The organism is Candidatus Pelagibacter sp. HIMB1485, assembly GCF_052048055.1.
In the GTDB taxonomy this organism is placed as follows: domain Bacteria; phylum Pseudomonadota; class Alphaproteobacteria; order Pelagibacterales; family Pelagibacteraceae; genus Pelagibacter.
Map to the genome: position 1 here is coordinate 178,670 of NZ_JBNAIN010000002.1, position 23,577 is coordinate 202,246.

Genomic DNA, 23,577 nt, shown 5'->3' on the forward strand with positions numbered 1-23,577 from the left:
GTCTTTTATTATAGGAAAATATACTCGGCAATCTTAAATTGCCGAGTATAGATTTTGATTTAGATTATAGTCCTAACCAACCGTCTACAGTTGATTTATTTGCTTCCATCCAAGCTCTTGCTACATCAGCTGGATCTTTTTTCTCAACTGAAACTGCATAAGCCATTGCAGAAACATCATCAGCTGTTAATTGAAAATTCTTAAAGAATTCTACAATTGCTGGTGATTGACTCTCTAAAGAAGTAGCCCAACCGATTTGGATTTGCTTAAGAGCATCTTTTGATGCAACATAAGATTTCTTGTACCAGTCAGCATCTGCTTTAGGTTGAATCATTTTATATTTTGCAGGATCATATTTTGGTTCTGTTAACATTACTACGTCAGCCATTCCCCAAATTGCATGAGGCTTGTAACAATAGAATGCATAACCTTCACCTTTTTTGATTGAGTCTAGTACTCTTGCATTTTTAACTGCTTCAGCAGCTCTAACTTCTTCGATACCAGCGTCATATAAACCATAGTCTCTTAATTTAACTTGGTTAACATTTGCAGAAGCCCAACCATCAGCACCAATCCAAAACTCACCTTTACCATTTCCATCGCTGTCCATTGCTTTAACAACTTCTGGTCTAGCTAAGTCTTCAATAGCTGTAATATTCATTTTTTTTGCAAACTGTTGAGAAACACAGTAACCTTGGTTTCCTTCATATGGTTTGCTGCTTAATTTTAAAGTTCCTTTTGGAACTAAATCATTAGTGTAAGCTTCTTGGTTTGGTAACCAAATATCAGGGTGAACATCGATTTCACCTTTTCCTCTGTCAATTGCTGCATAAATTGCAGTATTGTTTCCAGGAACTAATTCTGCTTCACCACCCATTTTGTCTATAACTACTGCAGCAAGTAAATTTGCAATTGCAGTTGCACCTGTCCAACCTGGATCTCCAATTTTAACTTTTTCAGCGTTTGCAGAGAAAATTGATAAAATTGAAATTAATCCAGCTACAAGTGTAGATTTGATTATTTTCATTATGTCTCCTTAATTATTTATAAATAAAGTCTAACGCGAATTGAGAGAAGGTGTCAAAGAAAATAAGTATCTAAAAATTAGATGTATTTTTACTATTCTGGGTTAGATGTAAGAGTTTTAATCTCTAGTATATTTTCGTTAGGGTCTTTTACGAAGAATGTTTCTTGTTCATACTTAGTGCCTTTAAATCTTAAGTATGGTTCGTCATAATATTTAGTGCCACTATCTTTTAATCTTTGTTTAAGTGCATCAAAATCTTTTCTAGATAAGTGTACACCAAAATGGGGTACAGACACATTTCCCATGTCCACATCATGTCTTTCGTTATCTAATTTATGATCACTTTTATGAAGTGTTAATTCATTACCCCAAAAGTCAACATCAGCCCACTCTTGAGCAGAATTATCCAATCTACATCCTAAAGTTTCGCTATAAAATTTTTTTGCGACCTCTAGATCACCACAAGGTATAGCTAAATGAAAACAATTAGTGTTTTTGTACATAATTAATCTTTAATAACAGAATATAATGACTATATAAGCCACTTATTAAAATTTCAAGTGAGCATAAAATACAATGAATGATTATTTACAATCGATAATTGATAGAGATCCTGCAGCAAAATCAAAGCTTAGTTTGATTTTAACCTATCCAGGTGTCAAAGCAGTATTCTTTCATAGAATAGCAAACTTTTTTAGTACTGCTAAATTTTATCTAGTTGCAAGAATCATTTCTCAATTTTCAAGATTCTTAACTGGAATTGAAATTCATCCTAATGCAAAAATTGGAAAAAATTTATTTATAGATCATGGCATGGGAGTTGTGATTGGTGAAACTTCAGATATTGGAGATAATGTTACTATCTACCATATGGTTACATTAGGTGGAATTGCACCAAGTATAAATTCAAATGACCAAAGAAACATGAAGAGACATCCAACAATTAAAGATGAAGTAGTCATTGGATCAGGAGCACAAGTGTTAGGTCCAGTAACTGTTGGACGATGTGCAAAAATTGGTGCAAACGCTGTAATTACAAAAGATGTTCCTGAGAATGCTGTTATGGTCGGAATTCCTGCTAAGAATGTTGGAATAGCTGATAGTGAATTTAAACCTTACGGAATTACTCCTGATAGTGATAAAAAATCAGAAAATGAATAATACACAAAACGATTTTATTTCTGGGATTGGAAATACTCCACTTATAAAACTTAGAGCTGCATCAGAAATTACCGGATGTAATATTTATGGTAAGGCAGAATTTTTAAATCCAGGTGGATCCGTAAAAGATAGAGCTGCACTTGCATTAATAAAAGACGCACAGGAAAAAAAATTAATCTCCAAAGGAGGAACTGTTGTTGAAGGTACTGCCGGTAACACTGGAATTGGATTAGGTCTTTTGGGAAATTCTTTAGGTTACAAAACTATTATTGTAATGAACAACAATCAAACTCAGGAAAAAAAAGATTTACTAAGAAACCTTGGTGCTGAGTTAAGATTAGTTGAACCGAAGCCCTATAAAGATGACAATAACTTTGTAAAGATTGCTGCAAGACTTGCAGATGAGTTAAGACCCTCAAATAACAATGGAGTTATTTGGGCTAATCAATTTGATAATACTGCAAATGCAAAAGGTCATTATGAGGGAACAGGTCAAGAGATCTGGGAACAGACAGATGGTAAGGTAGATGGTTTTGTGTGTTCATCTGGAACTGGTGGCACCATTTCGGGTGTAAGTAATGCATTAAAAGAAAAGAATAAAGATATCAAAATTTACCTTTCAGACCCCAAAGGTTCTGCTCTTTATAATTATATAAAGAATGGAGAGTTAAAATCTGAAGGAGGATCTATAACAGAGGGAATTGGTTCAAGTAGAGTTACAGCAAACTTTGGTGAGGCTAAAATTGATGATGCTTACTCTATTGATGACCATGAAGCTCTACCTATTCTTTATGATTTAATTCAAAATGAAGGTCTAAGTTTAGGAACTAGTTGTGGAATAAATATTGCTGGCGCTATTAGAATGGGAAAAGAATTAGGACCTGGTAAAACTATAGTAACTATTCTTTGTGACAGAAGTGATAAGTATGCAACTAAAATGTTTAATAAAAAATTCTTAGAAGAAAAAGGTCTACCAATACCTTCTTGGTTTTAAACGTAAATTTTATCTGCCAAACCGTAGCAAAGAATAGAACTTAAAATTAGAAATACAACAGGAGCAATTATTCCTTCGTTAGAAGTTTTTTCATTTATTCCAGTTTTATCAATTTTGATAGAATAAAAGTTTGTTAGAAAAACACATGCATGAATAATTACTATTAAGGTAAAAAATGCCCAAGTATCTTCAACTCCGTTTGGTCTAACAAACATTATATAAAGAGCCATGATTACCCATCCAAGCATTAAAGCTCCTACAAATCTAACAATGACTGCCGCACTATGATCGATTTCAAATTTGTCCATGAATTTTTTAGTTCCAACAATGGTTTGAAAACAATAAACTCCTATTCCAATAAAATGGGCAAGGAACACTATTAAATAGAAAATTCCATTAAACTTTTCGATCATATTAAAACTCTATCAAATTTTATAATCAGATAAAACAACATAATCAGCAATTTTTGTGCTCCTTAATTGCATAACTGACGCGCGTTATAAACACGAGAGACTTTGTCATGAATATGTAACAGTCTTCGGTTACTTATAATTAATAATTAAAAAGAAAGATAAAATGAAAAAAATAATAATAATTTTGATGCTTAGTTTATTTACTACAATTGCTAACGCTGACGGCCATGCAAAAGCAAATGCGTTTGCTATTACTTTGAAAGTTCCAGCTAGTGATGTTGCTAAAGTCGAAGAAATGTTAAAAACGCACCATAAATGGATGAAAGAAACTCATCCAATGACCGGTGAAAAAAAATTAAATTCATATTCAGTTATCAAAGGACCTGAATGGAATAATCCTGCAGATCCTTCACAAGGTATGACTGGAAATATGTATTTTATTTTAACTGAGTATTATGAAAATCCTGCTGGTTTTCAAAATCACCAAGAGCTTGGAAGCAAATGGCCAATGATACAAGAATTTCAAAAAATGCTATTTAGTTATGTTGTGGGATATACTTTTCCCGGAACAACTGTTGTTACAATAAAATAAATAGAAGAAAATTATGAAAAAAATAATAGTGATTTTATTCAGTGTTTTATTTCTGACCTCTGCATATGCGGATATGTCTGATAGTGACAAGAATAGAGCTTGGGAATGTAGTGGTATTTATATGGCTAACTATTTCTTGCCAATTGGTGAAACATTTGAATATAGTATGAAAGAAAAATCTATGGCATCAGTTAAAGTTTTAAAAGCTTATGCCCTAGAAGTTGGAGTCCCTGAAAAGCAATGGGATGAAGGAGTAAACAAAGCTGTTGATAAGTTTTATGGATCTAAATTTGATGAGGCTAAAACTAACGCTTGTCATGACTTTATAAATTCAACAGTACCTAATGGAGAAGATAGAGTTAAGAAAGTAGTTCAAACTCTATATTAATAAAAGATAAAGATAAGGGAAAAAAAATGAAAGATATATTGGTAGTAGGAAAATTAAAAGAAGGATGCTTTGAAAAGTTTATGAGCTTTATGCAATCAGATGAAGGTATGGCTGAAAGAAAAAAAGTAGCTGATGTTACTAAAACAATAGCTAGTGTTTCACCTGATAAATCAACAGTAATGTTTAAAATTGTAGTTCATGATATGGCAGCACTTCATTCATTTATGGATGGGTCAAACCCAGTTTCAAAACCTGTATTTGATGAAGTAATGGATGGTTATGAAATTTACGAGTTAGCTAAAGTATAAAAAGAACAGAGACTCCACATGTTGGATTATCTCTGCTAGACTTTAATTATTAAATTAAGCAACAGGAGAAAAAATGTCTAAATTTTATATTATTGGAAAGATAAGTCGTGATCTTGCTTTAAGAATGCAAAGTGATCCTAATGCAGACAGAGGAGCAGCTATCAAAGCTATTTGTGATACTGTTGGAGTAAAATTTCACAGTTATGAATGGGTTCGAGGAAGATTTGATGTAATTAACGTGATTGAAGGTGATTACGAAAGTGTTCTTGGAATGAAAGTTGCAATTATGAATGCAGGTTTAATGGAAGATATTATGATTCATGAAGTATTTGATTATAATAAAACTTTCAACAAAGCTGCAGATGCTGGAAAAAACTTTAAAAAACCAGGTGAATAAAAGAAAGGAATAAATGTCTATCTTAGAAAAATATAGTGCTGCATTAAAAAATAAAGACGAAGCAGCGATGAATGAGCTTTTGCATGATGATTTTAAATTTACAATGCATAAATCAGGAAATGTTTTAACTAAAGGTGATGTTATCAAATGGGCAATGAGTGGTGACATCAATCAAGATAAAGTTAGAATTGTTTACGAGAATGATGAAGTTGGAATTCATCATGCTTTTGTTACATTTAATGATGGAAATGTTGAAGCTGTAATGGCAGTTTATAAATATGACAATGGAAAAATTGTTAGTTTAGAAACTGGTGCTACTCCAATGCCTAAATAATTATATATATTTAGCGGGATTTCATTTAATATTATTAAATGAGTCTCGCTACTTCATACTTGTTCCTAGGTGTTGCTGTATTCCTAGGAGTTACTTCAAATAGTTTTGCTAAAAGTGCTGAAGGTTTCACTCTTCTCTTCCCAAGTATAATTACCGCAATTACAATTGTATTGTGCATGTATGCGCTTTCATTGGTGATGAAGAATATACCAATGGGTATCACTTACGCTTCATTTGCAGGATTAACAATCATTGCAACAGTTATAGTAGGTGTAATTAAATATAATCAAGTTCCGAACCTTTACTCCATGATCGGATTAGCATTTATTATCATTGGAGTTTTAATGGTTAATTTGTTAGGTAGTAAATAATATGAAACCTCTTATAGGATATTTGTTTTTAGCTAACGGTATAATTTTTGGAATAGCTTCAAACAGTTTTGCTAAAATCTCTGAAGGTTTTACAAAGCTAACTCCTTCAATTTTATGTATCCTTTTTATGTGTATTACAATGTTTTCAATTGCAAAAGCTATGCATGCAATACCTGTTGGATTTGCCTATTCAATTTATAGTGGTTTGACAGTAACAGGAGTTGTTCTTTTTGCTGTATTAAAATTTAATCAAGTTCCTAATGTTTATGGGATAATTGGAATTGCTTTGATTATTATTGGTGTAGTAATGGTTAATTACTTAGGTCGATTAAATTGATATTTTTTTAAAATGTCTGGAAGTTGATAACTTCCATCTTCATTTAAAGATAGTTCATATTCATTAACAACAGTAGTTATATCTAATGGAGAATATAAATGTGGGTACATATCACCATTTGATGCTTGTTCCCAAAGTAAGTGCTCAAGTTTAAAAGCATTTACTCTAAGCAAAACAAGGTTTTCTTTATTTGGAAAATGTTTTTTTAAGGTTTCCTCGACCTGATCTTCTTCTGAGAAATGAATATAGCCATCTTTAATATCTTTTTCAGATCCACCATAAGTTCCAAATTGCTTAGCTTTTTGCCATTCTTCTTTATCTATAACTTTAAAAATAAATTCTAAATTCATTTTACCAGGAAGAGTTCGGTCCTTTTAAAAATTCTAGTTCTTCTTCAGTAGACTCTCTTCCTAAAATTTCATTTCTATGAGGATATCTATGAAATTGTCTAATAGTTTTGGTGTGGTCTTGCCAAAATTTTTTAATCTTATTGTATCCTTCATGTTCCCTTAAATATTTATTTAATAAGTAATAAGCCATTTCATGATCACTAATTTCTTCACTATGAATTAAAGGTAAAAGCATAAAAAGTCTTTGATCAACATTCATAGCTTCTAAATATCCAGAATACACTGCATCATTTACTATCAATCTAGTTTTTTGATCTTGAGCAAATGCTTTTTTATTATCTCTAAATATATTTCTTGAAAATTGATCAAACAAAATTACTAAAGCTAAACAGCTCATGGGATTATCCTGCCAATCATCATATTCATTTTGACAAGCAAGCTCATAATCATTTAAAAATTTTTTTTTTATCTTTTGATCAAATTTATCGTCCTTCTTAAATCTCATTTCAAAAGGAGTTTCTTTAAACCAGAAATCTAAAATTGATTGCGCTCGTTCTGGTATCATTCAGCTAAAGGCTTTAATAATTTTAATATTTGTTTATGATTTGCTTTATTATTTGAGACAATAATATTTCCTCCTACAACAGGATTTCTATTACCCCAAGTAGTTACTATGGCTCCACTTGCTCTCACTATTGGCATTATTGGATGAATGTCCCAAATTTTGTTTGCACACTGTGCAACCATTTCCAATCTACCTTCAGCTAGTTGACAATATGTTAAAGCATCAAAACATGGAAATTGCATTCTTTTAATAAATTTTTGAATTTTGGATTGTTGTTTTAAGGTTAATTGATTATGAAAAGCTGCAGCTAATTTCGAATTTGCAAAATTTAATTTAGAATTAACTTTTAGTTTTCTTTTTTTATTATTTTCAAAAACGTATGCGGTGTTTTTATTTACATTTAAGTAATATTTTTTCATTTTAGGAAAATTTGCTAATCCTAAAATTGGCTCCCCATTATAATTTAATGAAATCAAATTACTCCAACTAGGATTACCAACAACATATGATCTAGTTCCATCAATTGGATCTATTACCCATGAAAATTCACTTTTGGTATTTTTGTGACCATACTCCTCACCTATAATTTGATGATCTGGAAATCTTTTAGAAATTTTAGACCTTATAAACTTTTCAAAAGCTTTGTCAGATGTAGTTACTGGATCGTAACCTTTACCTTTCATCTTGTTGGTTATCTTGAATGGCTTATCCAACTTAGCATAATAAAATTTTGTTAGATCTTTTGCTAACTGGTTTAAAAAACTTGAAAATACTGGATATTTTTTTGTATCAAAATTATTCACAAAGAACTCATACTATTTAATTTATATTGATTAAAGTTAAATTTTAAATAATGCTCAATGATTATTTATGAAAATTGAGCTTCACGAAAATAAAGTCTACTTCAATAATGGTACTGAAAAAAAAGAAATACATCCTTTTTGGTTAAGAGAAAGAGTGGATGGTGAAGAATTTGTTGATAAAGGAACTCAACAAAGACTTTTTGACCCAACTAGTTTGAGTGATGATATAATCATTAATAAAGCCTCCATTCATGAGGAATTTTTAGAAGTCAACTTTAATGATGGAATTAGTTCTAGGCTTAATCTTAATAAAATTGCTTTAGAATTCTCAAAAGAAGATACAGTTATAAAATCTATAGAAAAAACTAAATGGGATTCCAGTTTAAGCAATATCAAAAATTTTGAATACCAAGATAATTTTTATGAAAGTAAAGAAATGCATGACTTACTCGTTTCTTTCTATAAGTTTGGATTTGTTGTAATTAAAAATATACCAACAAATAAAAATTATATTGTTGAGTTTGCAAACTCAATAGGCAGTGTTAGACGAACAAACTTTGGAGAATATTTTGATGTTAAATCAAAACCTGACCCTAATGATCTTGCATATACTTCTTTAGCTCTTGCACCGCACACAGATAATCCATATCGAAACCCTGTACCATGTATCCAACTTTTGCATTGCATAGAAAGTAAAGTTTCAGGAGGATATTCTACATTGGTTGATGGATATACTGTTACTGAAGATTTAAAAAAAAGTTATCCTGATTATTATAAAATCTTAACAGAAGTAAAAGTAAGATTTAAATTTATTGATAAAGAAGTAATTTTAGAATCTTTATGTCCTTTAATTGAATTAGATGAGTATAAAAATTTTAAGCAAGTAAGATTTAGTCCAAGATTAGATTTTGTTCCAATCTTAGATAAAGAAGAATTAGATTTATACTATCAAGCAAGAAAAAAACTGTCTGAAATGTACAATTCAGATAAATATAGAATAGAATTTAAACTTGTCCCAAAAGATTTAATGATGATGGATAATCATAGGTTGCTTCATGGACGAACAGTTTATGATGCTAATGAAGGAGAAAGATTTTTACAAGGTTGCTATATAGACTACGATAGTACCGAAGGAAAATTAAGACACTTAAAAAGAAAGTTTAATTTGTAGAAATATTTTCTATTTGAGCTTCTGCATCCCTAATAGATTTTTCATAATCTAAGGCCATTTGATCAGCGCTTATAACTTCAACTTTTTCAATTCCAAAAAAATTTAAAATAAATTTTAACCAAGGCGTTAAAAAATCTTCTGAGCTATTTAGTTTTGTTCCGCCAGAAGTAATTACAAGGTATGCTTTTTTATTTTTTAATAACCCTTCTCTTCTACCATTAGGTTTAAATTTAAAGGTTTCCCCTATTCTTGCAGCTAAATCTGACCAAGCTTTAAGAGTTGCGGGTGGTCCGTAATTATATATTGGAGCTGAAATTATAATAATATCACTCTCTTTTAATTCTTTTACAAGCTTGTCAGAAAGTTCAAACATTTTCTTATGTTCTGCAGTTTGATCCTTCTCATCAATTTTCATTCCAGATTCTGTTAAGCCACTTACAAAAAGCATTTCATCATCTAAATCTCTATAAATTACTTCATCCTCTGGTTTTTTGATTTTTTCCAAAAGTTTTTTTGCTAATGCTCTTGATGTTGAGCCTTTTTTTCTAGCGCTTGAATCTATTTGATAAATTTTCATAAAACACACTAACCAAAATTTTGCATAAAAGGAAAGATTTTAATTATATAAAAACCAACTGCTTGCAATTGATTAGTTAAAATCAAAATTCCAGTTATTAATAAAGTTATTCCACCTATTTTTGATATTAAATTAATATTCTTCTTAAAGTTTTTAGAAAATAATAAAAATCTTTGAATTAAATATCCTGATAAAACAAATGGTATAGCCAAACCTAAAGAATAAAAAATTAACATTATGACTGCTTTTGATAATGTTTCTTCGATAGATGCTAAAGCTAAAATTGATCCTAAAATTGGACCAATACATGGTGTCCAACCGAAACCAAAAGCAACACCAATTACATATGGAAAAAGAATATTTCTTGATTCTTTTGCATCAAATCTTTTTTCAAAGTTTAAATACGAAATATTAATAATTCCAATTAATTGAAGAGAAAAAATTACAATTATAATTCCAGCTAAAATTCTTAATATTTCTGAATTTTGTAAAAGTGCTTGTCCTAAAAAAGATGCAGATGCTCCTAAGATAACAAATACAGTTGAAAACCCTAGACAAAATAAAATCAATGGGAAAATATTTGTTTGTTTTTTATTTAAAATTTCTTGTAGTGACTGACCTGAGATATAAGAAATGTATCCAGGGATTAAGGGTAAAACACAAGGAGATAAAAAACTTATTAACCCTGCCCCAAAAGCAATTAAATATTCAATCATCTATCCAGTGTTTTTCATTGCTGCAGAAATTCCTGCAATAGATGTCATTAAAGCATCGTCTAAATATTTCTTATCTAAATTTTTATATTTTTTATTTGTTAATTTATTCATTATATTTGCCTGAAGAATGTTTAGCATCTCAGTGTAGTTGTTTCTGATAAATAATGCTTTTCTAAACTCTTTTCTCTCTTTTATAACTTCTTTTGGAGTAATTTTATTGTGCAATTTGACCAATGCATCAAATTGAAACCTTAATCTTTTTCCAATTCTTATCAAAGATTTGTCAGCTAAATTATTTTCATAAATCACTGATATTTCAGGATCAACCTTTGAAATCACCATGTCCAAAATATCCATTGTTGATACAAAATAAGGCCAGTTCCTCTCCATGTCTGTCATAGTTTTTTTAAATTTTTTTATTGATCCATATCTCAAAGCCTCAGTTGTACCAAGCCATGCAGGTAGCATTAATCTAATTTGTGTCCATGCAAATACCCAGGGAATTGCCCTTAAACTTTGAATATTATCAACATTTTTTCTCTTGGTGGGTCTTGAACCAATTGCAAGTTTTCCAAGAGATTTATGTGGAGTAACAGTTTTAAAATATCTAATAAAATCTTCACTTTGATTTAAATACTTTCTGTAAGCAGATGTAGAAATCTCAGACATTTTTTGAATAAGCTCTCGCCAATTTGGTTTTGATCTAGGAGGTGGATTTAGAGTTGCCTCCATTACTGCACCGATATAACTACATAGGTTGTATTCAGCTAAAGGTTTATATCCATATTTTTGTTGTATCACCTCTCCTTGATCAGTAATTCTAATTTTTCCATTTACTGTTCCAGATGGTTGAGATTTAAGAGTTGCCTGAATTGGTCCTCCTCCTCTTCCTGGAGATCCTCCTCTTCCATGGAAAAATACAAGATCTATTTTATATTTTTTAGCTAAATTTCTAAGTTCTTCTTGAAGTTTGTATTGATGCCAACTTGCAGATAGTTTTCCCGCATCTTTACTAGAGTCTGAATATCCAATCATTACCTCTTGTTTTGAGTTGATCATTTTTCTGTACCAAGGAAGTTTAAATAAATTTTGCATAACACCATTGGCATTCTTTAAATCATCTAAAGTTTCAAAAAGTGGTACTACTCTTAACAAATTCTTTGTTTCGGCCTGTAATTGCAATAAATAAACAGATAAAATATCAGATGCTTTTGAAGTCATTGAAATTACATACGCACCCATACATTGTTCTGGCTCTTTAGATATTTGTTTAAATGTTTTCCAAACTTCTAAATTCTCTTTGTCTCTTAAATTAATTTTATTAACAAAAGATTTTTTTTGTTTTATTGATTTATTAAGTAATTCAATTTTCTTTTCTTCAGGTAATTGTGAATAATTTATTTTATTTTTCTTTTTAAATATTTCATTTAAAAGTTTTTCATGTCTATCAGACTCCTGCCTGATATCTAATCTTGCTAAATTTATTCCAAAACATCTAACTCTTCTTATCAAATCCAACAAATCTGCATTTGCTATATGTTGACCTTTGTGCATGTTTAAGGAAGTTCTAACTTCTCTTAATGGGTTTATAATTTCATACTTATCTTTTAGTAATTTATTTTCATCTAATGGTTTATCGTAATTTATATGTGCTTCGATTAACTGATGTGTTCTTCTTACTTTATCTCTTAAAGGTCTTAAATAAACTCTATATGGTTCAAAACTATTTCCAGTAACTTTTTTAATTTTATTAGAACATTCTTCCATTGATAAATCTTGAATTAATTTTGTGAGCTCTCTTTCGTATAACTTTGCAGCTTGCCATCTTGAAAATAAAATTACTTTTTTTGTTACTTCAGATGTAACATTTGGATTTCCATCTCTATCTCCACCCATCCACGAACCAAATTGAATAGGATTAAAGTTTCTAGGAAGATCTTTATTTAAGTTTTTTCTAAAAATATCATTCAACCTTTTATAAACTCTTGGAATTGTATCCCATAAACTATCTTCTATTACAGCCAAGCCCCATCTAGCTTCATCAAGTGGTGATGGCTTGGTTCTTTTTAGTTCATCAGTTTTCCAAATAATAGCTATCTCCGAATATAGTTTTCGATCAATTTCAATAATCTTTGCAGGGTATTTTTTATAAAGATGGCGTTGCTCCATCAAAGTGGTTAAATTTGCGTATTTTTGAATTAGTGTTCTTCTCTTAACTTCTGTTGGATGTGCGGTGAGAACTATTCCAATATCAAGTTTTGTTGCCTGATCATAAATTTTTTTGTCAGAGATTTTTCTATTTTTAAATAGACTGTTGATTATATCTTCAATAAATAGATTTTGTTTTTTATTCTTAAAATATGGATTGTCGTATTCATTAAGTTTTCTAGAAGCATCTAACGACTCAGCTAAATTCATTAAATTTAGAATATGTGAAAAAGCTCGAGTGACCTTAAATGTAATTTCAGGTGAAAGCTTTCTTATGTCTTTTGAAATTTTGGAAAATACCTTACTTTTATTTTTATCTAATAAGGTGTTTTTAGATAATAATCTTAATCGCTCAACAATATTAAAAAATTTTGTGCCTTCTTGATCTTTAATTACTCTTCCAAGAAAAGTTCCTAATAATCTTATATCTTCTCTTAAAAGCTTAGTAGGTATTCGTTCATAGTAAAGATCTCTCTGCTTCATTACTTAAAATAAATTTTTTTTGTAAAACTCCTTTTGTGTTTGTTTTTACACCAAAAAAGAATCCTGAATATCTAAATTTTCGCAAATCAGCCTTGTCCATTCCTTTTGTAGCTGTTGAAACGTACAGTTCTTGATTATTCTTACCACCAAACGCACAATTAGTAATATTTTTGGCTGGAAACTTAATTCTGTGAATTAATTTTGCTCTACTATTAAATACTGAAACACATGCCCCACGAAAATGGGCAACCCATAAATTTTTATTTTTATCTACAGTCATTCCATCTGGAACTCCTTCTTCAGGAGTTAACTTTTTAAATATTTTTTTACTAATTATTTTATTATTTTTATTTATCTTAATTTTATAGATAGTTTTTTTAGGACTATCAGTGTGGTAAAAATTATATTGATCAATAAATGCTGGGCCATTTGTAATTCTATAATTTTTATCAACTCTAGTTAATTTAAGATTTTTATCTAATTTATACAAAGATCCTTTTTCAATTTTTCTCTCTAAGTTATCCATAGTTCCAAACCAAAGATTTCCAGCAGGATCTGTTTTACCATCGTTTATTCTATTCAATTTTAATTTAGGTTCTATAGGTATCGATTTTAAAACTTTTTTTGATTTTAAATTTTGAATTCTTATTTCACCCTGCAATCCTAAAATAAATATATCATCTCTTACATGAGCAATGAAACCTACTTCTTTATTTACTTTAAATATTTTCTTTTTTTTATTTTTAATATTTAAAGAACAAATTTTCTTTTTCTTTATATCAACAAAATAAATTGAGTTGTGTTCTTTAACCCAAAGTGTTCCTTCACCTAAAGTACATCTTATTTTCCAAATAGGTTTTGGCTCTGTAGTTTTAATTTTATTCATTTACTTCAAACTCCTTAATAAAGTCCTCATTAGGATTTATACCAATACCTACATTGTCTGTCACTGATGCAAATCCATTATTGTTTTTAACTTGATCTAAAATTGAAAAATTTTCTTTTGGTAGATCTGTAATAAAGATATTTTTCTCTGTTGTATCAAATTCTAGCATAGATTTTGTTGGGAATAATCCCCCTGGCATATCTGGTTGTGCAGTCAATAAATGAAGATTTACCGCTATACTTACAGCAGATCCCCAAACATGATTAATTACAGGAACAAAGTTAGCCTGCGCCAAGGCTGCAACTTTCAAATATTCTGTAATACCTCCTAATCCACATACTTCTGGTTGAGCTATATCAATGCAATTATTGGTAATTAATTTATTCCATCCATACTTTGTAAATTCTGCCTCACCTCCAGCTACACTAGTTGATATATTTTTTTTCAATTCTCGATAACCGTTGTAATCTTCGGGAGCGACAGGTTCTTCAAACCAATAAACATCTAGTTCATCAAGTCCTTTTCCAACATAAAGAGCATCTTTCAAATTATAAGCATGGTTAGCATCCACCATTAATTTAAAATCTTCACCTATAGAATTTCTAACTGCTTGAACTAACTTTAAATCTTCTTTTGGACCTAATCCAACCTTCATTTTCATCGCTTTAAAATTTTTTGATTTAATCTGTTTAGCTTCTTCTTCAAACAACGGAATTAGTTCATCCACTGATTTTTTTTGTAACATCATTCCATATCCATAAACAGGAACTTCATTATTACATTTCCCACCAACAAGTTGGTAAAGAGGAGAGTTTGTTTTTTTTCCTAAGATATCCCATAGAGCTATGTCAACTCCTGACAAAGCTTGTATTGGCATTCCTTTTTGACCACTATCTCTTAAAAGATTGTAAACTTTTTGCCAGATATGTTCTTTATTCAAAGGGTTTTCACCTATTATTAAAGGCTGAATTACCTTTTCAACAATGACCTTATTGGCTAAAGTAATATTACCTGGACCAAAACATTCACCCCATCCCGTAATGCCTTCGTCAGTTTGTACTTCAACCAAATGGGCTGTTCGGTGTTTATAATATTGTTGTGAATAACCTAGTTCTTTCTCTAACTCATATTTAAGTACATGACTTTTAATAGAAGTTATTTTCACAAAAGATTATAAAGCAACTACTTTAGAGTTTTGCTCTCCTAAATTTTCAATTGATAATCTCATTGTATCACCAGCTTTCAAGAATTGTTGTGGCTTCATTCCCATACCAACTCCTGGAGGTGTACCAGTTGTAATTATATCACCTGGCTGTAATGACATAAATTTACTTAAATAAGATACAATAACGTTAACATTAAAAATCATAGTATTAGTATTTCCAGTCTGCATTCTTTGACCGTTAACATCTAAACTCATTTTTAAATTATTAATGTCAGCAATTTCATCTTTGGTTACCAAGTAAGGTCCAATTGGTCCATACGTGTCATGAGATTTTCCTTTTACCCATTGACCCATTTTTTCTATTTGCCATTCTCTTTCACTAATATCGTTTACTAAACAATATCCTAAGATGTGATCTTGTGATTGAGCTTCTGAAATATGTTTTGTATGTTTTCCAATTACAATTCCTAATTCTACTTCCCAGTCTAATTTTTTTGAACCAGACACAATTTCGATATCATCGTTAGGACCATTGATACAACTTGTTGCTTTCATAAAAGTAATTGGCTCAGATGGAACTTCTGCTCCTGTTTCAGCAGCGTGATCTGAAAAGTTTAAACCAATTGCAATAAATTTTCCTGGTTTAGTAATACATGAACCAATTCTTTCACTTGAAGATATTTCTGGAAGAGATGACAAATCAGCGCTTTGTAATTTTGAAATAGTTTCAAAATTTAAATGATCAGGATTTAAATCTGAAATATGTGAACTTATATCTCTAATTTTACCATCTTTGTCTAAAGCTGCTGGTTTTTCTTGTCCTTTTTGGCCTACTCTTAATAATTTCATAATTGTCCTTTTGTTATTAAATTATATTGAAATTCCACCATCAACATGAATTGTACTTCCTGTTGTAAATGTTGCATCATCACTTGCTAGATAAACTGCAACTGCAGCAATCTCTTCTGCGGTACCTAATCTTCCCATAGGTTGTCTTGCTATAAAATCTTTTTTTGCTTGAACAGGATCTGGACTTTGATTTACCCTATCTTGCCAAGAAGGTGAATAAACTGTTCCAGGAGCAATTGAATTACATCTGATATTTTGTTTCACAAAATCTGCTGCAATTGCTTTGGTTAAACCGATAACAGCACCTTTAGTTGTCCCATAAACAAATCTATTTGGAAAACCTTTAAAGCTAGATGCACATGAAGATATATTAATAATACTTCCACCATTTTGTTTGACCATTAAAGGTAAAATAGCTTTACACATAAAATACATCGACTTGACGTTTACATTAGAAGAAAAATCCCAATCTTTTTCTTCACATTCCAATATTGTTCCATGGTGAACAAATCCAACTGCATTAAATAATACATCTACTTTATCAAGAGTTTTAGTAAATTCTAAGATAGCGTTGTTATCAGTTGAGTCTAATTTGGTAACTTTAATATCTGGATATTCTTTATTTAATTCTGTTAAAGTTTTATCGTTTAAATCTGTAGCCGTTACATGAGCTCCTTCTTTATGAAATGCAATTGCTGTTGCTTTTCCAATTCCTTGTCCTGCTGCTGTTACAACAATTTGTTTCCCATTAAGTCTTCCGCTCATTTTTTATTTATCCTTTCAATCTCGTTATAAAGTGAACTGTGATCAGTGTTACCATGACCATTATCAACTAAGGTTTTATACATTTCTTTAACTAAATTTGAAATAGGTAAATGAGTATTATAAGAATTTGCACATTCTAAAATATTATTCATATCTTTCAAATGAGTATAGGTCTTGCCCTTAGGGCTAAAATCTTTATCAATCATTCTTTTTCCATGTGTTTGAAGTATTTTACTATCCGCCCATCCACCTGAAAGAGCTTTGATTAATTTATTTGGATCTGCTCCAGCTTTTTCACATAATGTTATGGCTTCTGCAACAGCTCCTATTGTAACTCCAACAACAATTTGATTTGCTAGTTTTGATACTTGTCCACTTCCAATAGGTCCAACCAATGTTGGGTTTCCCATTGCTTTTAAAATTTTTTCTGAATTATCAAAAATAATTTGTTCACCGCCAACCATGATGGCTAGAGAAGCTTCTTCTGCTCCGATTGTTCCTCCTGAAACTGGTGCATCTAAATAATTTACATTTTTTGATTTTAAATTAGTTCCGTGTTTTGTTGCTGTCGTAGGTTTTACAGAACTCATATCAATGACTGTTGAGCCTGATTTTAAATTGTCTAGAAAATCTGAACTAGAAGTTATTGCATCTACAGCACTATCATCAGTTAACATGGTAATGACAAAATCACTATCTTTAACTACATCACTTATTGTTTTTGAAATTTCTGCACCAAACTCTTTTAAGGGTTCTGCTTTTTCTATTGATCGATTGAAAGCTTTTAATTTAAATCCAGATTTTAATATATTTTTTGCCATTGGTAGGCCCATTAGGCCTGTTCCAATAAATCCAATTGTTATCATGGTTTTGGTTTAAACTCGTGGAAATTTTGTGTCATTATTTCTGGGAAGAACATAACACATGCTAATACAATTAACTGAATAACTATAAATGGAGCAAAACCTCTAAAGATATCTGTTAAAGATATATGTGGAGGAGCAACTGATTTTAAATAGAAAGCAGCGGGTCCAAATGGTGGGCTTAAAAATGAAACCTGCATATTTACACAGAATAATATTCCAAACCAAATCGGATCAAAACCAAGTGCAAGTACTATAGGTAAAAATACTGGCATTGCTAACAATACAATTCCAACCCAATCCATAAATGCTCCCATGATTAAAAACATAATCTGCATCATAAAAATTAAATACATTGGTTTTAAATCATAAGCTAAAATTGTTTCTGCAACGTATTTTGGGCCACCAGCAAGAGAATAAGCTCCCGCTAAAACTGTTGCACCAAATGTAATTGTCAAAATAGTTCCAGATGCTTTGAAAGTTCTTGTTAATGCATCCTTAAATAAAAACCATGTCAGTTCTTTTCTTGCAAAAATAATAATTAAAGTAGCAACAACACCCATTCCTGCTGCCTCAGTAATACCGGTCATTCCAGAATAAATTGAACCTAATACAATAATTACAATTCCAATTGGCGGAAGTAGACCTGGTAGGTAAGACATTTTTTCTTTTAAAGTTAAAGCCGGCTCATCACTTAATGGAGCTAAATGAGGCTGTAATCTTGTTCTAATAAGAATGTATGTAATAATTAAACCTGAGATCATTAAACCTGGAACAATTGCTTCTTGGAATAACATCGTAATAGAAGTCTCTGTTGTTAATCCATAAATAATTAAAACAATTGATGGAGGTATCATTGTTCCTAAAGATCCAGATGCACAAATAATACCAATAGACATGTCTTGATCATATTTAAGTCTTAACATTTGTGGTAATGCAATTAATCCTAATAAAACTATTTCTCCTCCAATAATTCCACTCATTGCAGCCATGATGGTTGCCATGATTGCAGTAACTACACCTACTCCACCTCTAGTTTTTCTTAACCACGCGTTTAATGCATCATAAAGATCTCGTGCAATATTAGAGCGTTCGAGCAAGGAGGCCATAAAGATAAACAAAGGTACTGATAAAAATGAATAAGTAACAACCAGTGAGTAATACCTTGAAAGCAATATTCCTAATGCATGCTCACCTATGTATAAAAATACTAGTACTGCACCCATGAAACCTGATGCAAATCCCATCGGAACACCAATAGATATCAGTGCTAATAATCCAACTATTAATATTATCGAGAGTGTTCCTATTTCAAATTCCATCTTACTTTAATTCTTTAGAAGGGTCGTATTGTTTCTCTTTTGGATTTCTCCAATCAATGATTAGGTTATTTACAGATTGAACTGCTATAAGAAATACACATAAAAGTGTAAGTGGTTTCATTGTAGCTGGAATTGGAGGATCCCAATAAGTTGCAAATCTCTCCCAGGTAGTAAAAGATCTATGTGCATCTTCCCATCCACCATAAATTACTGCTGTAGCAAAAAGAACAATAATTATAGTACTAATTAAGTCAAAAATTCTTTGAGTTGGTCTTCCAACCCAGTCGTAAAGTAAAACTATTCTAATATGGCTTCTTAATCTTGTTGCGTATATTCCACCAACCAAATAGCAAACACCAGCAAGCCACAAACATAACTCATTTGCCCACAAGGTTGGCTTAAATAAAACATATCTCATAAAAATTTCATACATCATCACAATTACAATTACAGGAATTAAATATTTTATTGTGTGACTTAAAAATAAGGAAACTCTATCAATCCAATTAATTGGAAAATCATCTTTACTCGCTACTTTTTCGTTTTGTTCTTGTAACTCTTTATCTATCATTGAGTAAAAATTTTAGATTTTATTCGAAGGGCCTTTTCAGGCCCTTCAAAAATTATTTATTACATAATACCATTAGCTTTCATGTAAGCTTTGTGTATTTCGATTAAAGCCGCAGCTTCTGGAGATTTAGTCTTCCATTCTTCCCAAGCAGCAAGTGCAGCTGTTCTGAATTTAAGTCTATCTTCTCTAGACCAGTCATGAAGAGTAACGCCCATTTCATTTAAAGCTTTAACAGCTTCAGCGTTTTTTCTCTCAACTAAGCTAGTAATAGTTCTTCCAGCGATTTCTATTCCAGCTTTCATAGCACCTTGCTCATGTGGCTTTAACTTGTTCCATACTTTTGTGTTACAAGCTAAGTGGTCAGCCGGCATAGAGTGGAAACCTGGGTATGTAGCATATTTGTTTTGCTCATAGTGTCCACCAGCATAGTTAGTTGCTAAAGATGAATAGTCAGCACCGTCGATTAGACCAGTTTGTAAAGCTGTAGGAACTTCACCAAAGTCCATAACGATTGGCTTCGCACCTAAAGTTGTAAAGATCATACTTTCCATTCCTGGAGGTGATCTAAATTTAAAGTCTTTCAATGAAGCAACATCTGGAATTGGTCTGCTAGATATTAAAGACTCATGTCCTGGTATCCACCAACCAATTAAAGTCATTCCATATTTGTTGTATAATGCATCAACAGCATCTTGAGCACCTGGGTAGTTCAAGAATTCATATTGTTGGTATGGGTTATCGTATCCACCCATTACATCACCTGCGAATTGGAATGCTGCATTTTTACCAGTTTGGTAACCAGCACCAGTCATATCACAATCGATAATTCCAGTTTGTGCAGAGTTAAATACCTCAGCAGATTTACCTGTTACTGAAGATGAGTAGAACATTTCAATTTTCAAGCTTCCACCAGAAAACTTTTCTACATTTTTTGCGAACTGAGCCGCAACTTCACCATTTGGTGAGCTAGCAGTAAAGTGAGTTTCAATCTTTAAAGTCTTTGCATTTGCAGAGCCAAATAAAGCAACTGAAACCATAGCCACCGCTGCTAAAGTTTTAGATATTAAATTAAACATTATCTTCCTCTCGTTTATGTTTTTTCGAAAGTTAATCATAAATGATTTTCTATTTCAATTAAATCGGTTTAATTATTATATATAGAAATTATATATATTTTATAAACACAGAGAATAGAATTGTTCTAAACTACTTCTGAAATCAAAGGTTTTTCATTAAAAAAACAATAGATATTGTCTACTGCCATCATACTCATTGCAAGACGTGTTTCATGTGTCGCACTACCTACATGAGGAAGAACAAAACAGTTATCTAGTTTTAAATATCTGTTATCTAAATTTGGTTCATTGTTGAAAACATCTAAACCTGCTGCATAAATTTTTTTATTTTCTAGTGCATCAATTAATGCATCGTCATCAATTGTTGATCCTCTTGATGTATTTATGACAACTGCATGTTTTGGTAATAAACTTATTGTATCTTTATTAAGAATGTATTTTGTTTCTGCGGTAGCTGGTGTGTGTATGCTTACAAAATCACAATTCGGTAACATTGAATTTAAATCCGAATAATATTTTGCACCATCCTCTAAATCTGCAGACAACTTATTTCTATTATAATAAATTATTTTCATGCCAAATGCTTTTGCACTTTTAGCAGCCATTCTTCCTATTCGTCCCATGCCAATAATACCTAAAGTTTTGCCGGTAACCGAATTACCAATCATAAATTTAGTTAAGTCGGGTTTTTGATTTTTCCAATTATCAGTTCTAACTAAATTATAAGCTTCACCAATTCTTCTTGAGGCAGCTAAAATTAAAAGAATAGTAAGCTCTGCAACAGCTTCATTTAAAACGTTAGGTGTATTGGTAACTTTTATTTTTTTTTCTAAAGCAGAGTTAACAGAAATATTATCGTAACCTACTCCTACCTGAGCAATGATTTTTAATTTACCATTTAGATTATTGAAAAAATTTTCTCCAATTTTATCAAATCCTGTAGAAATCATCCCATCATAGTCATTTATTATCTTAATTAATTCACTTTCTGGAATTGGCTCGTCTTTTGGATTTAATGTTACATCAAATTCTTTGCTTAATTTTTCTTCTGCTAAATCTGAAATTTTTCTAGAAACTAATATCTTTGGTTTCATTTAATGAGAGTCTCTAGGTAAACCTTTTGTATGAGATACATCCAAATATTTTCCTCTAGAATTAATACAAGCACCATCATCTAATTGACCTACTGTATCTCTGAATATTTCTTGCCAAGGAGTTTGATTATTTGCTTTAAATTTCTTTCTATTTTTTCTTCGCTTCTTAAACTCAGCCTGAGAAATTAGTAAATCAACTCTTCTTTTATTTAAATCAATTTTAATTTTGTCACCTGTTTTAACTATTCCTAAATCTCCTCCAACTGCAGACTCTGGTGATACATGAAGTATTGAAGGACTTTCAGATGTTCCACTTTGTCTTCCATCTCCTAAAGTAGGTAGATGTCTAATACCTTTTTTTAACAACCTGTCAGGTGGTTGCATATTAACTACTTCTGCAGAACCAGGGTAACCTACTGGACCACATCCTCTAACAATTAATATTGAGTTCTCATCAATTTTTAATTTCTTGTCATTAAGTCTTTTATGGTAATCTTCAGGACCTTCAAAAACAATTGCCTTACACTCAAAAGCATTTGGATGTTTAGGGTTTGATAGATATTGATCTCTAAATTCTTTACTGATTACTGATGTTTTCATTATTGCAGATGAGAAGAAATTACTTCTCATAACTAAGAAACCAGCTTTTTCTGTTAAAGCATTTTTAAATGTTTTGATTACTTTACTATCAACATCAATTTTCTTTTTCAAATTTTCACCAACTGTTTTTCCAGTTACAGTCTTTATATTAGTGTGAATTTTTTTATTCTTAATTAATTCTTTCATAACAGCTGGTATTGCTCCTGCTCTGTGAAAACTTTCCATTAAATATTCACCAGCTGGCTGACAATTGACTAGCAAAGGAATATCATGACCTAATTTTTGCCAATCGGATAAATCAAACTTAATTCCCATGTGTTTAGCTATTGCACTTAAATGTGTTGTGCAGTTACTTGATCCACCTATTGCACTTGCAACCACTACTGCGTTTTCAAATGCTTTACGTGTCATAATTTTTGATGGTGTTAAATCTTCATGAACCATTCCGACAATTCTTTTTCCTGTTTCATATGAAATCTGTTCTCTTTCTCTATAAGGTGCAGGGATTACAGCTCCTCCAGGTAATGACATTCCCAAAGCTTCTGCAACTGAATTCATTGAAGATGCTGTTCCCATAGTATTGCAATGACCAGCACTTGGCGCAGAAGATGCAACCATGTCCATAAATTCTTCGTATTTAATTTCTCCCTTAGCTAACATTTTTCTAGCTTCCCAAACTACTAATCCAGATCCGGCAAGTTTTCCTTTGTAAACTCCATCTAACATTGGACCACCTGAGAGAACTATTGCAGGAATATTAACTGTGGCTGCTGCCATTAAGGCTGCAGGAGTAGTTTTATCACACCCTGTAGTTAAAATAACTCCATCGATTGGATAACCATACAAAACTTCTACCAAAGATAAATAAGATAAATTTCTATCCAACATAGCTGTTGGTCTTTTTCCAGTTTCTTGAATAGGGTGAGTTGGAAATTCCATTGGAATTCCTCCAGCTCTTCTGATCCCATCTTTAATCCTTTTAGTTAAAGACATAAAATGTCTGTTACATGGAGAAAGATCACTGCCTGATTGAGCAATACCTATAATTGGATTTCCAGATTGTAATTCTTTTCTTGTAAGACCATAATTTAAGTACCTTTCTAAATATAAAGCCGTCATGTCAGGGTTTTTTGGATTATTGAACCACTGTTGACTTCGGAAACTCTTTTTTCTTTTTTTAGGCATAATTAA

29 protein-coding genes are annotated in these 23,577 nt (G+C 31.1%); 10 read left to right on the plus strand and 19 right to left on the minus strand.

The features are described from left to right. Nucleotides 1-64: 64 nt before the first annotated feature. Both ACTTA4_RS03430 and ACTTA4_RS03435 read right to left on the minus strand, forming a co-directional pair. Nucleotides 65-1,027, minus strand: coding sequence for an ABC transporter substrate-binding protein (locus ACTTA4_RS03430; protein WP_440633541.1), 963 nt, complete (start codon nt 1,025-1,027; stop codon nt 65-67). A 92-nt stretch (nt 1,028-1,119) separates the two neighbouring features. After that, nucleotides 1,120-1,530 (minus strand): VOC family protein, encoded by a 411-nt coding sequence (locus tag ACTTA4_RS03435; protein ID WP_145595791.1) that lies wholly within the window; start codon nt 1,528-1,530, stop codon nt 1,120-1,122. A 73-nt stretch (nt 1,531-1,603) separates the two neighbouring features. Between ACTTA4_RS03435 and epsC the strand changes: the two genes are divergently transcribed. Continuing rightward, the gene (gene epsC / locus ACTTA4_RS03440) at nt 1,604-2,188 is read left to right on the plus strand and encodes a serine O-acetyltransferase EpsC (protein ID WP_262590495.1); all 585 of its coding nucleotides are present in this window, start codon (nt 1,604-1,606) and stop codon (nt 2,186-2,188) included. Then, entirely contained in the window at nt 2,181-3,182 is a 1,002-nt protein-coding gene (locus ACTTA4_RS03445) for a cysteine synthase A (protein ID WP_440633542.1), read from the plus strand. Before epsC ends, ACTTA4_RS03445 begins: the two co-directional genes overlap by 8 nt. Here the strand turns inward: ACTTA4_RS03445 and ACTTA4_RS03450 are convergent. Further along, nucleotides 3,179-3,595 carry a hypothetical protein gene (locus ACTTA4_RS03450; protein WP_075505089.1) on the minus strand — a complete coding sequence of 139 codons (417 nt, stop codon included), beginning with the start codon at nt 3,593-3,595 and terminating at the stop codon, nt 3,179-3,181. The two genes, ACTTA4_RS03445 and ACTTA4_RS03450, sit on opposite strands and share 4 nt — an antisense overlap. A 163-nt stretch (nt 3,596-3,758) precedes the next feature. Here ACTTA4_RS03450 and ACTTA4_RS03455 point away from each other — a divergent pair, with 163 nt between their 5' ends. The 7 genes from ACTTA4_RS03455 (at nt 3,759) to ACTTA4_RS03485 (ending at nt 6,322) form a co-directional block, all read left to right on the plus strand. Further along, entirely contained in the window at nt 3,759-4,187 is a 429-nt protein-coding gene (locus ACTTA4_RS03455; RefSeq protein WP_440614184.1) for a hypothetical protein, read from the plus strand. Nucleotides 4,188-4,200: 13 nt separating this feature from the next. Next, entirely contained in the window at nt 4,201-4,575 is a 375-nt protein-coding gene (locus tag ACTTA4_RS03460) for a hypothetical protein (RefSeq protein ID WP_440633543.1), read from the plus strand. A gap of 26 nt (nt 4,576-4,601) precedes the next feature. Further along, a complete protein-coding gene (locus ACTTA4_RS03465) occupies nt 4,602-4,883 on the plus strand; it encodes a hypothetical protein (protein ID WP_440618241.1) in 282 nt (93 codons plus the stop codon). A gap of 73 nt (nt 4,884-4,956) precedes the next feature. After that, nucleotides 4,957-5,280, plus strand: coding sequence for a GYD domain-containing protein (locus ACTTA4_RS03470; RefSeq protein WP_075505873.1), 324 nt, complete (start codon nt 4,957-4,959; stop codon nt 5,278-5,280). A 13-nt stretch (nt 5,281-5,293) separates the two neighbouring features. After that, a complete protein-coding gene (locus ACTTA4_RS03475) occupies nt 5,294-5,614 on the plus strand; it encodes a nuclear transport factor 2 family protein (protein WP_075505086.1) in 321 nt (106 codons plus the stop codon). A 38-nt stretch (nt 5,615-5,652) separates the two neighbouring features. Then, nucleotides 5,653-5,985, plus strand: a complete 333-nt coding sequence (locus tag ACTTA4_RS03480; protein ID WP_440618240.1) for a DMT family transporter — start codon at nt 5,653-5,655, stop codon at nt 5,983-5,985. A gap of 1 nt (nt 5,986) precedes the next feature. Continuing rightward, nucleotides 5,987-6,322, plus strand: coding sequence for a DMT family transporter (locus ACTTA4_RS03485; protein ID WP_440614179.1), 336 nt, complete (start codon nt 5,987-5,989; stop codon nt 6,320-6,322). On the opposite strand, the gene ACTTA4_RS03490 is transcribed toward ACTTA4_RS03485, so the two are convergent. Genes ACTTA4_RS03490 through ACTTA4_RS03500 form a run of 3 tightly spaced genes read right to left on the minus strand, consistent with a single transcriptional unit; the run spans nt 6,301 to nt 8,040 of the window. Then, the gene (locus ACTTA4_RS03490; RefSeq protein WP_440618239.1) at nt 6,301-6,672 is read right to left on the minus strand and encodes a DUF952 domain-containing protein; all 372 of its coding nucleotides are present in this window, start codon (nt 6,670-6,672) and stop codon (nt 6,301-6,303) included. The two genes, ACTTA4_RS03485 and ACTTA4_RS03490, sit on opposite strands and share 22 nt — an antisense overlap. Before the next feature lies 1 nt (nt 6,673). After that, entirely contained in the window at nt 6,674-7,237 is a 564-nt protein-coding gene (locus ACTTA4_RS03495) for a DUF924 family protein (protein ID WP_440633544.1), read from the minus strand. Further along, nucleotides 7,234-8,040, minus strand: coding sequence for an inositol monophosphatase family protein (locus tag ACTTA4_RS03500; protein ID WP_262590483.1), 807 nt, complete (start codon nt 8,038-8,040; stop codon nt 7,234-7,236). Before ACTTA4_RS03500 ends, ACTTA4_RS03495 begins: the two co-directional genes overlap by 4 nt. A 67-nt stretch (nt 8,041-8,107) precedes the next feature. Here ACTTA4_RS03500 and ACTTA4_RS03505 point away from each other — a divergent pair, with 67 nt between their 5' ends. Beyond that, the gene (locus tag ACTTA4_RS03505; RefSeq protein WP_440633545.1) at nt 8,108-9,211 is read left to right on the plus strand and encodes a TauD/TfdA family dioxygenase; all 1,104 of its coding nucleotides are present in this window, start codon (nt 8,108-8,110) and stop codon (nt 9,209-9,211) included. Here ACTTA4_RS03505 and ACTTA4_RS03510 read toward each other — a convergent pair. From ACTTA4_RS03510 to ACTTA4_RS03570, 13 genes are all read right to left on the minus strand, one after another. Next, the gene (locus ACTTA4_RS03510) at nt 9,201-9,788 is read right to left on the minus strand and encodes an FMN-dependent NADH-azoreductase (RefSeq protein WP_440633546.1); all 588 of its coding nucleotides are present in this window, start codon (nt 9,786-9,788) and stop codon (nt 9,201-9,203) included. The two genes, ACTTA4_RS03505 and ACTTA4_RS03510, sit on opposite strands and share 11 nt — an antisense overlap. An 8-nt stretch (nt 9,789-9,796) precedes the next feature. Then, on the minus strand, nt 9,797-10,504 hold the full coding sequence (locus ACTTA4_RS03515; protein ID WP_440618235.1) for a cytochrome c biogenesis CcdA family protein: 708 nt from the start codon (nt 10,502-10,504) through the stop codon (nt 9,797-9,799). Continuing rightward, nucleotides 10,505-13,195, minus strand: a complete 2,691-nt coding sequence (gene ppc / locus ACTTA4_RS03520) for a phosphoenolpyruvate carboxylase (protein WP_440633547.1) — start codon at nt 13,193-13,195, stop codon at nt 10,505-10,507. Continuing rightward, nucleotides 13,170-14,081 (minus strand): SMP-30/gluconolactonase/LRE family protein, encoded by a 912-nt coding sequence (locus ACTTA4_RS03525; RefSeq protein ID WP_440633548.1) that lies wholly within the window; start codon nt 14,079-14,081, stop codon nt 13,170-13,172. The genes ppc and ACTTA4_RS03525 overlap by 26 nt, the downstream gene beginning before the upstream one ends. Next, the gene (locus ACTTA4_RS03530) at nt 14,074-15,246 is read right to left on the minus strand and encodes a mandelate racemase/muconate lactonizing enzyme family protein (protein ID WP_440633549.1); all 1,173 of its coding nucleotides are present in this window, start codon (nt 15,244-15,246) and stop codon (nt 14,074-14,076) included. Before ACTTA4_RS03530 ends, ACTTA4_RS03525 begins: the two co-directional genes overlap by 8 nt. Before the next feature lie 6 nt (nt 15,247-15,252). After that, complete coding sequence (locus ACTTA4_RS03535; protein WP_440614171.1) at nt 15,253-16,095, minus strand: fumarylacetoacetate hydrolase family protein; 843 nt, start codon at nt 16,093-16,095, stop codon at nt 15,253-15,255. Nucleotides 16,096-16,116: 21 nt separating this feature from the next. Continuing rightward, nucleotides 16,117-16,860: an SDR family oxidoreductase gene (locus ACTTA4_RS03540; protein ID WP_440633550.1), complete on the minus strand. Its 744-nt coding sequence runs from the start codon at nt 16,858-16,860 to the stop codon at nt 16,117-16,119. Beyond that, on the minus strand, nt 16,857-17,726 hold the full coding sequence (locus ACTTA4_RS03545; RefSeq protein ID WP_440633551.1) for an NAD(P)-dependent oxidoreductase: 870 nt from the start codon (nt 17,724-17,726) through the stop codon (nt 16,857-16,859). The genes ACTTA4_RS03540 and ACTTA4_RS03545 overlap by 4 nt, the downstream gene beginning before the upstream one ends. After that, the gene (locus ACTTA4_RS03550) at nt 17,723-19,045 is read right to left on the minus strand and encodes a TRAP transporter large permease (RefSeq protein WP_440614168.1); all 1,323 of its coding nucleotides are present in this window, start codon (nt 19,043-19,045) and stop codon (nt 17,723-17,725) included. Before ACTTA4_RS03550 ends, ACTTA4_RS03545 begins: the two co-directional genes overlap by 4 nt. Nucleotide 19,046: 1 nt before the next feature. Continuing rightward, a complete protein-coding gene (locus ACTTA4_RS03555; RefSeq protein ID WP_262590473.1) occupies nt 19,047-19,616 on the minus strand; it encodes a TRAP transporter small permease subunit in 570 nt (189 codons plus the stop codon). Between the two features lie 59 nt (nt 19,617-19,675). Next, nucleotides 19,676-20,692, minus strand: coding sequence for a TRAP transporter substrate-binding protein DctP (gene dctP / locus ACTTA4_RS03560; RefSeq protein ID WP_440633552.1), 1,017 nt, complete (start codon nt 20,690-20,692; stop codon nt 19,676-19,678). A gap of 125 nt (nt 20,693-20,817) precedes the next feature. Beyond that, nucleotides 20,818-21,786: a 2-hydroxyacid dehydrogenase gene (locus ACTTA4_RS03565; protein WP_440633553.1), complete on the minus strand. Its 969-nt coding sequence runs from the start codon at nt 21,784-21,786 to the stop codon at nt 20,818-20,820. After that, nucleotides 21,787-23,571, minus strand: a complete 1,785-nt coding sequence (locus ACTTA4_RS03570; protein WP_440633554.1) for an IlvD/Edd family dehydratase — start codon at nt 23,569-23,571, stop codon at nt 21,787-21,789. Between the last annotated feature and the right edge of the window lie 6 nt (nt 23,572-23,577).

Excerpts from the sequence above, each read along its gene's own strand:
- ACTTA4_RS03430 (WP_440633541.1), bottom strand. The coding sequence starts at position 1,027 with ATGAAAATAATCAAATCTACACTTGTAGCTGGATTAATTTCAATTTTA.
- ACTTA4_RS03435 (WP_145595791.1), bottom strand. The coding sequence starts at position 1,530 with ATGTACAAAAACACTAATTGTTTTCATTTAGCTATACCTTGTGGTGAT.
- epsC (WP_262590495.1), top strand. The coding sequence starts at position 1,604 with ATGAATGATTATTTACAATCGATAATTGATAGAGATCCTGCAGCAAAA.
- ACTTA4_RS03445 (WP_440633542.1), top strand. The coding sequence starts at position 2,181 with ATGAATAATACACAAAACGATTTTATTTCTGGGATTGGAAATACTCCA.
- ACTTA4_RS03450 (WP_075505089.1), bottom strand. The coding sequence starts at position 3,595 with ATGATCGAAAAGTTTAATGGAATTTTCTATTTAATAGTGTTCCTTGCC.
- ACTTA4_RS03455 (WP_440614184.1), top strand. The coding sequence starts at position 3,759 with ATGAAAAAAATAATAATAATTTTGATGCTTAGTTTATTTACTACAATT.
- ACTTA4_RS03460 (WP_440633543.1), top strand. The coding sequence starts at position 4,201 with ATGAAAAAAATAATAGTGATTTTATTCAGTGTTTTATTTCTGACCTCT.
- ACTTA4_RS03465 (WP_440618241.1), top strand. The coding sequence starts at position 4,602 with ATGAAAGATATATTGGTAGTAGGAAAATTAAAAGAAGGATGCTTTGAA.
- ACTTA4_RS03470 (WP_075505873.1), top strand. The coding sequence starts at position 4,957 with ATGTCTAAATTTTATATTATTGGAAAGATAAGTCGTGATCTTGCTTTA.
- ACTTA4_RS03475 (WP_075505086.1), top strand. The coding sequence starts at position 5,294 with ATGTCTATCTTAGAAAAATATAGTGCTGCATTAAAAAATAAAGACGAA.
- ACTTA4_RS03480 (WP_440618240.1), top strand. The coding sequence starts at position 5,653 with ATGAGTCTCGCTACTTCATACTTGTTCCTAGGTGTTGCTGTATTCCTA.
- ACTTA4_RS03485 (WP_440614179.1), top strand. The coding sequence starts at position 5,987 with ATGAAACCTCTTATAGGATATTTGTTTTTAGCTAACGGTATAATTTTT.
- ACTTA4_RS03490 (WP_440618239.1), bottom strand. The coding sequence starts at position 6,672 with ATGAATTTAGAATTTATTTTTAAAGTTATAGATAAAGAAGAATGGCAA.
- ACTTA4_RS03495 (WP_440633544.1), bottom strand. The coding sequence starts at position 7,237 with ATGATACCAGAACGAGCGCAATCAATTTTAGATTTCTGGTTTAAAGAA.
- ACTTA4_RS03505 (WP_440633545.1), top strand. The coding sequence starts at position 8,108 with ATGAAAATTGAGCTTCACGAAAATAAAGTCTACTTCAATAATGGTACT.
- ACTTA4_RS03510 (WP_440633546.1), bottom strand. The coding sequence starts at position 9,788 with ATGAAAATTTATCAAATAGATTCAAGCGCTAGAAAAAAAGGCTCAACA.
- ACTTA4_RS03515 (WP_440618235.1), bottom strand. The coding sequence starts at position 10,504 with ATGATTGAATATTTAATTGCTTTTGGGGCAGGGTTAATAAGTTTTTTA.
- ppc (WP_440633547.1), bottom strand. The coding sequence starts at position 13,195 with ATGAAGCAGAGAGATCTTTACTATGAACGAATACCTACTAAGCTTTTA.
- ACTTA4_RS03525 (WP_440633548.1), bottom strand. The coding sequence starts at position 14,081 with ATGAATAAAATTAAAACTACAGAGCCAAAACCTATTTGGAAAATAAGA.
- ACTTA4_RS03535 (WP_440614171.1), bottom strand. The coding sequence starts at position 16,095 with ATGAAATTATTAAGAGTAGGCCAAAAAGGACAAGAAAAACCAGCAGCT.
- ACTTA4_RS03540 (WP_440633550.1), bottom strand. The coding sequence starts at position 16,860 with ATGAGCGGAAGACTTAATGGGAAACAAATTGTTGTAACAGCAGCAGGA.
- ACTTA4_RS03545 (WP_440633551.1), bottom strand. The coding sequence starts at position 17,726 with ATGATAACAATTGGATTTATTGGAACAGGCCTAATGGGCCTACCAATG.
- ACTTA4_RS03550 (WP_440614168.1), bottom strand. The coding sequence starts at position 19,045 with ATGGAATTTGAAATAGGAACACTCTCGATAATATTAATAGTTGGATTA.
- ACTTA4_RS03555 (WP_262590473.1), bottom strand. The coding sequence starts at position 19,616 with ATGATAGATAAAGAGTTACAAGAACAAAACGAAAAAGTAGCGAGTAAA.
- dctP (WP_440633552.1), bottom strand. The coding sequence starts at position 20,692 with ATGTTTAATTTAATATCTAAAACTTTAGCAGCGGTGGCTATGGTTTCA.
- ACTTA4_RS03565 (WP_440633553.1), bottom strand. The coding sequence starts at position 21,786 with ATGAAACCAAAGATATTAGTTTCTAGAAAAATTTCAGATTTAGCAGAA.
- ACTTA4_RS03570 (WP_440633554.1), bottom strand. The coding sequence starts at position 23,571 with ATGCCTAAAAAAAGAAAAAAGAGTTTCCGAAGTCAACAGTGGTTCAAT.